General features: G+C 35.1%; 11 protein-coding genes. 4 read left to right on the top strand and 7 right to left on the bottom strand.

Annotated elements, in window-relative coordinates; translation table 11 throughout:
- Positions 1–287: 287 nt before the first annotated feature.
- From WFH18_RS15500 to WFH18_RS15510, 3 genes are all read right to left on the bottom strand, one after another.
- The gene (locus WFH18_RS15500; protein WP_336755203.1) at positions 288–905 is read right to left on the bottom strand and encodes a plasmid replication DNA-binding protein; all 618 of its coding nucleotides are present in this window, start codon (positions 903–905) and stop codon (positions 288–290) included.
- Between the two features lie 76 nt (positions 906–981).
- Complete coding sequence (gene repM / locus WFH18_RS15505) at positions 982–1,881, bottom strand: replication initiation protein RepM (protein ID WP_004763517.1); 900 nt, start codon at positions 1,879–1,881, stop codon at positions 982–984.
- A 622-nt stretch (positions 1,882–2,503) separates the two neighbouring features.
- On the bottom strand, positions 2,504–3,259 hold the full coding sequence (locus WFH18_RS15510; RefSeq protein ID WP_004787789.1) for a hypothetical protein: 756 nt from the start codon (positions 3,257–3,259) through the stop codon (positions 2,504–2,506).
- Positions 3,260–3,483: 224 nt separating this feature from the next.
- On the opposite strand from WFH18_RS15510, the gene WFH18_RS15515 reads away from it, so the two are divergent.
- Entirely contained in the window at positions 3,484–4,437 is a 954-nt protein-coding gene (locus tag WFH18_RS15515; RefSeq protein WP_004787791.1) for a MobA/MobL family protein, read from the top strand.
- A gap of 44 nt (positions 4,438–4,481) precedes the next feature.
- On the opposite strand, the gene WFH18_RS15520 is transcribed toward WFH18_RS15515, so the two are convergent.
- Positions 4,482–4,703, bottom strand: a complete 222-nt coding sequence (locus WFH18_RS15520; RefSeq protein ID WP_034590295.1) for a helix-turn-helix domain-containing protein — start codon at positions 4,701–4,703, stop codon at positions 4,482–4,484.
- A 209-nt stretch (positions 4,704–4,912) separates the two neighbouring features.
- Between WFH18_RS15520 and WFH18_RS15525 the strand changes: the two genes are divergently transcribed.
- On the top strand, positions 4,913–5,167 hold the full coding sequence (locus WFH18_RS15525) for a hypothetical protein (protein WP_004787794.1): 255 nt from the start codon (positions 4,913–4,915) through the stop codon (positions 5,165–5,167).
- 154 nt (positions 5,168–5,321) lie between these two features.
- On the opposite strand, the gene WFH18_RS15530 is transcribed toward WFH18_RS15525, so the two are convergent.
- Entirely contained in the window at positions 5,322–5,771 is a 450-nt protein-coding gene (locus tag WFH18_RS15530) for a BLUF domain-containing protein (RefSeq protein ID WP_005102339.1), read from the bottom strand.
- A 494-nt stretch (positions 5,772–6,265) separates the two neighbouring features.
- Between WFH18_RS15530 and WFH18_RS15535 the strand changes: the two genes are divergently transcribed.
- Positions 6,266–7,243 (top strand): TerC family protein, encoded by a 978-nt coding sequence (locus WFH18_RS15535; RefSeq protein ID WP_004761028.1) that lies wholly within the window; start codon positions 6,266–6,268, stop codon positions 7,241–7,243.
- Positions 7,244–7,447: 204 nt separating this feature from the next.
- Here the strand turns inward: WFH18_RS15535 and WFH18_RS15540 are convergent, their stop codons facing one another.
- Both WFH18_RS15540 and WFH18_RS15545 read right to left on the bottom strand, forming a co-directional pair.
- A complete protein-coding gene (locus tag WFH18_RS15540; RefSeq protein ID WP_305157817.1) occupies positions 7,448–7,645 on the bottom strand; it encodes a DUF2798 domain-containing protein in 198 nt (65 codons plus the stop codon).
- A 40-nt stretch (positions 7,646–7,685) separates the two neighbouring features.
- Positions 7,686–8,018 carry a hypothetical protein gene (locus WFH18_RS15545; RefSeq protein ID WP_004282109.1) on the bottom strand — a complete coding sequence of 111 codons (333 nt, stop codon included), beginning with the start codon at positions 8,016–8,018 and terminating at the stop codon, positions 7,686–7,688.
- Between the two features lie 243 nt (positions 8,019–8,261).
- Between WFH18_RS15545 and WFH18_RS15550 the strand changes: the two genes are divergently transcribed.
- On the top strand, positions 8,262–8,618 hold a 357-nt coding region (locus WFH18_RS15550; RefSeq protein WP_336755202.1), incomplete at its 3' end, for a recombinase family protein.

Here is an 8,618-nt window from a genome sequence, read left to right on the forward strand (position 1 = left end):
GAGATGAATTAAAAGTATTAGTTAATCTATTATCAGAAAGAATTTGAGACCTCTTAATATCTGATAATGGAAGCCTGTTTACTTTCAAGAATCAATTAGTTTTTCTAAAATTAACATAATACACCTTATACGAAATACTGTTTTTATTCCTTTAAAAATCAATTTCTTATATACTACTGAAAAGCCCATTTACCCTCAAATGGGCTTTTTTTATGATTTTTCACGTTCCACGCCTATTATTTGATCAATGTTCCACAACTTTGTTCATATCAGTTAAACAATCGTGGTTAATCATAGGGTCTAAAAAAACGGCTCCAAAAGCCTCTTTTCGGCTGCTCCGGTTCAACCTGATCCGGCACCGGAATCCGCTTATTTTCCACCTGCTCCGGAGTAGTCAATCCGTCATCTTTCGGCTGAGTTTGGATCTCTACTTCTACAGGAGTTTCTCTTGGTTGAGTAGTCAATACATCATAGTTCGACTCACTTTTTGACCTAGTATCTGTTGCTATATCTAATTTTGGGTCGATAGAACTAGTTGTATAAGCTTTTGGAGCTTCTAGTAGGCGTTGTATTGCTTCAATTTGCTCATCTTTAACGTGTAACTGATCATTCTTAGCTTTTAGTTCCTCACGTTGGAACTGCTCACGCTCATGAGCCTGTTCAAGCTGTTTTTGAAGCATGTAAACTTGCTGTTCTAATAGGTGAACTTCTGACAACTTTCGTGTTTCGGTTGTCTGTGAACTGTTTACATTTCTAGAAGGTTCACCAAAGACTCGAATAGCTTCGGAAAGATCAATTTTACCGTCACTATTTTTACTTAAATTACCTTTATTAACTTGCTTATAAATGGCTTGACGAGTTATTCCATAGAGGTTTGAAAGCTCAATAACAGATAGTGATTTCATCTTGTAATTTTGGTTGTCCATTATGTGAACTAAAATACATTAACAAACAGTCAACTGCTACATACACAATCGACCTTTATGCCTTAAAGCCTAAATTTTTAAGATGAGGAATAAGTTGTTTTTGTTTTATTGGATCTCGCAGCATATCTTTAATTTTAATAGCTAAGTCGTCATAACTTTCACCTTGTTGTGCTAGGTGAGATACTTCATGTAAGCGTGAAAGCTGATTACCGAACATATTAATTTGTGAATCTGTCAATTTATAAAAATTATTCTGTTCGGATTTATGCTCAATACTTTTTGATTTTTCTTTAAACGTGAAGTGAATGTGTGTGACTTTTCGACCTGTCTTTATTTGCTCGTAAGATACATTTAAAGGGCTATGTTCATTGATTTGAACTACAGCAGTATCAATAACCCATCTCTTTAAATCAGCAGACAATGGATATCTTTTCCCTAACTCCAACATACTTCTTAGAGATTCGATGGAAATCTCTCGTTTTCCTATGGAACGATATTGGCTTAGTAGCTCATAAATACGAATAGCATATGCGCTACTCATACCAGCAATGTCAGATAGCGAATACTTAGTGAATTCACGGCTTAGATTAGAAATGAACGGCAAAATTTCTTTAGAAAACCGAATTCCTACAACGCTTTTACTTTCTAAAAAGCGTATGGATTGAATCCATCTCATTTTGATTGACTCATCATCAATAGCTAAATTAATTGATCTGTCATATAAGCGGTTTACACCATCTTTTAGATCTCTATAAGCTGTTTTTTCATGAACCCCAAGTTTTTTTAAATCATCAATAGTTACGCGATAAATTTCATCATCTGTAATATCTTCAGCCCGACTAATCTTACTAATAGCTGCTAAGACAATCCGTTGTTCTGTTGAGCTGAGTTGATATGAAGCCTCAATTACTTGATTTGATTTAACTACTAATTCTTTTTTAGATGTACTCATCATTTTTAATTCGATAGACTAACTATGAGTAATATAATTCTCTCATAGTTAGTAGTCAATCCCTCATAGTTAAGTAGTCAATCCCTCATAGTTAGTAGTCAATCCCTCATAGTTAGTAGTCAATCCCTCATAGTTAGGAGCTGAAAGCCTTTCTGTTAAAGCCTTTCAGATAGCCTAAAAGATTTAAAAGATTTAAAATATATTAAAAAGGATAAGAATGAAAAATTGCCTTATGTTTTCGCTACGCTCAAACTCTATTGAACTTCGCTTTCGCTCAGTTCGAAGGGGGCAATTTTTTGCTCAATAGCGAATAGAATTTAAATAATGAAAAAAGCAAAATCAGAAACAACAACAAGATGGATTCGCTACGCTCACAACCCCATTTTTGCTCGCTACGCTCGGTCTGAAATCAAAGTTCTTCATGTGATCTAAACTCTTTTTGAATTCACAGCCTAAAAACAGTTTTTCAGAGGGTCGAGGCTCGAATTTTCGTTGAGTCGCTCGTAGACACTCGCTTAAATCTGTTCTGAATCGCCATATTTTGCGTTTTTAGCCCTGATTACAGATTTTTATGCAGAAAGGATGCTTTTTGTATTTAAGCAGCTTAAATCGCAAATGAGGGCGTTTATTTGGGTTTATACAGTTTTTTGAGGATGAACTTGTGCAGTTCTTGTTGATTTATTTTGTATTTAGGAAGTTCATCTATAACAGAAAGAACCAATTCTCTAGCAATTCTATGATTACCTGTGATAGAGGCTGCTTCTTTGTACAATGAACTTTTAGCTATTTTAGAGCCAAAAGAAACGTTTCGTATGATCATGCTTTCAACTGATTTTAAATCATCTGGATCCAATGGCCAGTCGCGCTTTCTCCAGAGAGATAGGACAAGACCACCCAAAGCATATTTCAACTGATTTTCAGCATTCCTCTTCTTTTGAGCCTCTGTCAGTTTTTTGTGGGTTTTGTTCAGAATATCCCGTTTATGTTCATTCTCAAGTCTGATTCTGTCTTCAAGTGCTGCTTTTTCTATTTTTTGATAAGACGTTAATGCTCGATCAAGACGAAAGAAGTTGTCTTGATTTTGCTCTTTTTCAAGCAGTTGCAGAATTTCTATTTCATTCGCTAAAAGTTTTTGCTGATTTTTTTGTTTTGTCTTGATCTGGTCTAGTAGCGTCTGTCGTTGCTGATACTGATTTTTTTCACGATGAACTATTTTTAGCAGGTTCAGATCTTTTTCATCTAATGCTTCATATTCTTTCTGCAGCAGTTGTATAGCTTTTTGCTGATTCTTTTTTAGAAAGTCCAAGTCGATTAGAAATTTTTCTAATTCGAGCAAATCTTTCGATGAGAGTACTTTTGCTGGTCTTCCACGTGCTGCCATCGCATTCTCCGTAGGCATAAAGAGGGAACGATTCTTATGATTTCAGACCATTATATGCTAGCACGGGAAGAATTAAATAAAATGTGAGAACATTTTATTTAATTCTTAAGCTCGTTTCCGTGTTTTTAATTTGATATAATTACTACGCAATTATATCGAATTAAAAACACTACTCCTCGTGCTCCGCAGGCTCTGCGAGGCTGCACGAATTTGAAGGTGGACACATGTTCTACTGCAACCTGGAACATACCGTAAAAACAGCCGTGAAAACTCGCTCCGGCAAAGTTAAGAATGCAGCCACAGCCAAGAACAGGTTCCACTACATCACGCGGACCTCGCATTTCAGACACTACAAAGAAAGCGCAGCGGAACAGATCGAGTTTGTGAAATCCGGCAACATGCCGAGTTTTGCCGAAGGTAAGCCGGCAGAGTTCTGGCAGGCAGCCGATGTTTATGAACGCAGCAATGGGCGAACTTGTTCCAGCCTGGTAGTGGCTTTTCCAAAGGAATTAAATCAAGCACAAAGGATTGAACTGGCCGAGCAGTTTATTGCCGAATTTGCCGACCGTTACCGCTATCCCTTCACCTGTGCCATTCATAACCATGCGGGTTCGATTGGCGGCATTGAGCAGCCGCACCTACATTTCATGTATAGCGAGCGGCATGTGGATGACATCGAGCGGACAGCAGAGCAGTTTTTTAAGCGATACAACCCGAAACAGCCTGAAAAAGGCGGTGCTCAGAAATTGACGGCTGATGTCCTGGGCATGGGGAAAGCTCAGTTGCAGCTGTATCGGCAGAAGACGGAAGAACTTATCAATGCAAGTTTGGCACAGTATGCACCGACCAAGACCGTGGAAATCCGTGGCATCCCGGTTGAAGTTCCAAGCTTTGTCAGCTGCCTTTCCCATCGTGATTACAACAAAAAGCACGGCACGCAGTTAAAAGATGTGCCTGTGATGAACAAGGCGGTGCGTTTTGCACGGAAAAATGAACCAGAATTATTGGCCAAGCAGCAAGAAATGATCGAGGAGATCAAGCGGATTCGTGCTGAAAATAATTATGAGCTGTATCGATCACATTATGAGGCAGAACTGAGTAAACAGAAGCAGTTGGAACAAGAACAGCAGCAAATACAGGAAAGAACTAGAGGCTATGATGGCCCGAGTTTTTGGTAGGTTTATACGTTCAAACCTGAACTTGTACGTTAAAGCGTACAAGTCTACTGTTCTTCATTCTCGTCATCTGTATATTCAAACAGGTCATTCATGTTGCAATCGAAATACTTGCATAACTTATCAGCTACCGATAATTCTATCCGAATAGCCCTGTCGTAATAGAGTGCAGTCAATGTATTTCGATTGATTCCAGTAGCATTGACTACGTCACTGATTTTCAGAATCTTACGCTCGCCCATTAGGGAAGATAACTTGCAGTTAATCATAATATCTTTTAGTAAAAAAAAATAACCTGCTGTAGGTTGTTTTTTTGTTGCAATAGTGGAACTGGTTTGGTAAATTATAACCTACAGCAGGTTATAATTTGTCTTTATAGGTAGATTTAACCTCTAATTTGAAATTATACAGGGTGAAGCTACTAAATCAAAGTTTACAGCTTACATCACCCTCATTCATATAGTTGAGGAGAAAGTGAATGTTATATAACCGAGAACTTTGGATCAGTGAACAAACAAGGCTAGTTGGACGTCAATTATTAAGAGAGCTGAATATCCAAAGGGGATACGGGATTGCTGAATTTTTAGCTGTAAACCATTGTTATGACAATCAGGAGGCATTTTTGGTTTGGCTTGATCAGCAGTTGGCGAAGTATCCTGACGGGGTCGAGATTGAGCAAATTAAACAGAATTTTTTTGGACACTTTCCTGAGTCTTACTACAGTCTGTGCTAGCTTATTAATGTGATGATACGTAGGGAGCTTTAGCTCCCTTTTTTCATTTCGGATAAGAGATTTTATGTTAAATGCATGATCAAAAGACTTAATTCATAAGTCTTTTGAAAGCACTTTATTATATTAATTTTATTCTAAATAATTTTTGTACTGGTTAAGTTAAAGCTTTACTTTTTAAGATAGAAAAGCTATCTCCATGTGTGCTTAACAGCTCTATAAAAGCTGGAATAGTAGAGCTATTCAGTAAATAAGGATTAAATTCATCATTATGATAATGCTTAAAGAAATCAATAACTTCTTTATGAATCATGGCATATTTCATATGCCATGCAGAAAATAAATATTTTTCGATATTTTCGAAAGATAAAACTTCACAGTTTTTATGACGTGGATCTTTTAAAATTTTTTCATAAAATAGATATTCTACTTTATCTTTCTGACCTTCTACGCATTGAATAAAGTAATCGTTTCCATAATAAAGAACACCATAAATTTCATTTAGGCTATTAAAAGCTACGGCTTCTGTCAAAATATCATATAGATCATTTACCGGATTAATATTACTTTTGATCTTACTTACATATAGTAGTCTAAAGTCATTCATAGCTTTTGCCTTAATGAAAATTTTAAAAATTTTTAATACGATTAGGGTCTGTTGACATTTCAAGTATAGAATTTACCCGATAAAGGTAGCCAAATAAATATACAAGCTAATGCATGAGCCAAAGCGTACAAAATAGCCTAAATTTTATCCACAAAAAATGTGGATAATTTTAAGCATTCAAGCATTGATAAAATTTAAAAAATCGCAAAATCGACTACTTTTTAAACAAATTTATTGGCAAGAACTATCAAAACTGCTCATAAAAAAGCCGACTTGTTTCAAAATCGGCTTTTCGGTCATTTTTAGATTTTTCTGGTTCTATTAAGCAATTGATATCTATATTAATATACAAGTGTACTTCGTATAATCACCATTATGTTAAATGGGGGATTTATGAATTCTGAATATATCTTTATATGTAATAAATATTGACAAGTATTATTGATAATGAGCATATCTTCTCATATAAGCACAAGTATAAGCAGAGGAAAACTATGGACGTTCTATTTTCGAATTTTTTAGATAAACCTGTTTGGATGTGGATTTTCTTTATCCTTATTGTACTTGTCCTGCTTATTCTAGATCTTGGAGTATTTCATCGTAAGGTAAGAGAGATTGGTGTTAAAGAAAGCTTAGCACTATCAGCATTTTATATTACATTAGGTTTACTTTTCGGCGCATGGGTGTGGTGGTATCTCGGACCCACGGCAGGGATTAACTATGTAACCGGTTTTGTAATTGAAAAATCATTAGCGATGGATAATATCTTTGTCATTGCAATGATTTTTTCATATTTCTCGATACCAAGAATTTATCAGCATAGAGTCTTATTTTGGGGAATTATAGGTGTAATTTTTCTAAGAGCTATCATGATTGGCGTGGGCGCAACACTGGTCAGCCAATTTTCATGGGTTCTTTATATATTTGCAGCCTTTCTTATTTTTACAGGGATAAAAATGTGGCTAAGTGTTGATAAAGAATATGAAGTCGGAAATTCTCCTATTTTGAACTTTATTAAAAAAAGATTTCGTGTCACTGAGCAGCTTCATGCAGAGAAGTTCTGGGTGAAAAAGATTGATCCAAAAACTAACCAATTAACCTGGTTTATGACACCACTTTTTCTAGCCTTGATCATGATTGAATTTGTAGATCTGATCTTTGCAATAGATAGTGTTCCTGCGATTTTTGCGATTACGACAGATCCATTTATTGTTTATACTTCAAATATTTTCGCAATTTTGGGATTACGTGCTTTATATTTTGCCCTATCAGCAATGGTCGACCGCTTCCATTATTTGAAGTACGCATTAGCAGTATTGTTAGTCTTTATTGGATCAAAAATTTTTATAGCTGATGGATTAGGTATAGCAAAAATTCCACCGCCAGTCTCCCTTTCGATCACGTTCATCATCTTGTTTACAGGAATTCTATACTCTCTTTGGAAAACAAAAGATCAAAGTACTCATAGGTAAAAATTACAATCCTTTAAATAATTAATAGCTACCAATAAAACAGTGGCTGTTAATTATTCTGATTATAAGTTTTCCTAAAATTAACATAATACACGTTATACGAAATGCCCTTGATCAAGGGCATTTTTAGCCGCTACTTAACGTAGAATATCTTATGCAAAGTGAAAAACGACGGTCTATTGTCCTCGTTTCATATAACATTCATTATTTCAACTGAGGATAAAAAAGCTTTAAAACGATCTTTTTTGAGAAAGGAACAAGAAACAAAAGACATGGATAAGCAATAATCCAATTAATCATCCATTGTGAAAAAACAATTGATAATAAAAATTTATCTTCATTTAAAGCTCCTAGAATAGCGTTAATGCCACTCATAAAGAATGAGACAAAAAGGGGAATCAAAAACCCCTGTAATGATAGCTTGTTAATTGATTATTAAGATTTAAAATATTCTTGAACTTTTAAAATATTTTTTTGAAATATTATTAAGAGTTTCTAATATAAGATTAGAATCTTGACTGATTAGAGCAATATTAAGTTCAGACATATAATCAATTAATTGGCTTTTTGCTTTTTTTGCAAATTCAGGAGTAACTTCTTGATCTTCGTACAATAAGACGTAGTTCTTCGCAAACCCATAAATAAGAAATAAGGCCGAATTATCTAAATTATTATTGTTGCCAATTTCTTGCTCACATAAAATTTTTAACTGCTTGAAAGCATCTGTTCCATTTGGTAAAGCTTTAAAGTTTTCAAATATAAATTGGAATTTCATTTTGGGGACTCACTTAAAAAGAAACTCTACAGCTTTAGTCACTCCCAATCAATATCTAATTTTTCCAAAATTAATATGATACGTATTATACGAACTCCCAAAGCATGGCTTTCAGTCATGCTTTTTCTATCAAAAGAGTATAGCTGAATGATAGCGAGCCAAATCGCATACAATATCTATCATTAGACTTAGTGAAATAATTAAATGATAGTATTATCATTAATCTAATAGAATTAAGATTAAATGATAGAAATGAATACACGTATTTATCTACGAGCTTCAACTAAAGATCAAGATGCAGAAAGGGCTTTGCAGATTCTTCAGGATCTAAACCAAAACTTGAATTTGGGCGAAACCATTGTGTACGTGGAAAACTATAGTGGTACGAAGTTAGACCGACCTGAATTGAATAAGCTACTGTCAGAAGCAAATCAAGGTGACACCTTGTTAGTTGAAAGTATTGACCGATTATCACGCCTAACCCAACAGGATTTTCAAGAGCTGAAGCGCAGGATCCAGGAGAAGGGACTTCGTTTAGTCGTAGCGGATCTTCCTACTACCTACCAAATGATTCAAACCAGTGACAGCATTACTCATTCA

This window comes from Acinetobacter sp. USHLN143 (assembly GCF_037145695.1).
Classification (GTDB): Bacteria; Pseudomonadota; Gammaproteobacteria; order Pseudomonadales; family Moraxellaceae; genus Acinetobacter; species Acinetobacter fasciculus.

Bases quoted from the DNA above. Each gene is read 5' to 3' on its own strand.
- WFH18_RS15520 (WP_034590295.1), bottom strand. From the start codon at position 4,703: ATGATTAACTGCAAGTTATCTTCCCTAATGGGCGAGCGTAAGATTCTG.
- WFH18_RS15545 (WP_004282109.1), bottom strand. From the start codon at position 8,018: ATGAAATTCCAATTTATATTTGAAAACTTTAAAGCTTTACCAAATGGA.
- WFH18_RS15530 (WP_005102339.1), bottom strand. From the start codon at position 5,771: ATGAATGACTTTAGACTACTATATGTAAGTAAGATCAAAAGTAATATT.
- WFH18_RS15500 (WP_336755203.1), bottom strand. From the start codon at position 905: ATGAAATCACTATCTGTTATTGAGCTTTCAAACCTCTATGGAATAACT.
- WFH18_RS15510 (WP_004787789.1), bottom strand. From the start codon at position 3,259: ATGGCAGCACGTGGAAGACCAGCAAAAGTACTCTCATCGAAAGATTTG.
- WFH18_RS15525 (WP_004787794.1), top strand. From the start codon at position 4,913: ATGTTATATAACCGAGAACTTTGGATCAGTGAACAAACAAGGCTAGTT.
- repM (WP_004763517.1), bottom strand. From the start codon at position 1,881: ATGATGAGTACATCTAAAAAAGAATTAGTAGTTAAATCAAATCAAGTA.
- WFH18_RS15515 (WP_004787791.1), top strand. From the start codon at position 3,484: ATGTTCTACTGCAACCTGGAACATACCGTAAAAACAGCCGTGAAAACT.
- WFH18_RS15535 (WP_004761028.1), top strand. From the start codon at position 6,266: ATGGACGTTCTATTTTCGAATTTTTTAGATAAACCTGTTTGGATGTGG.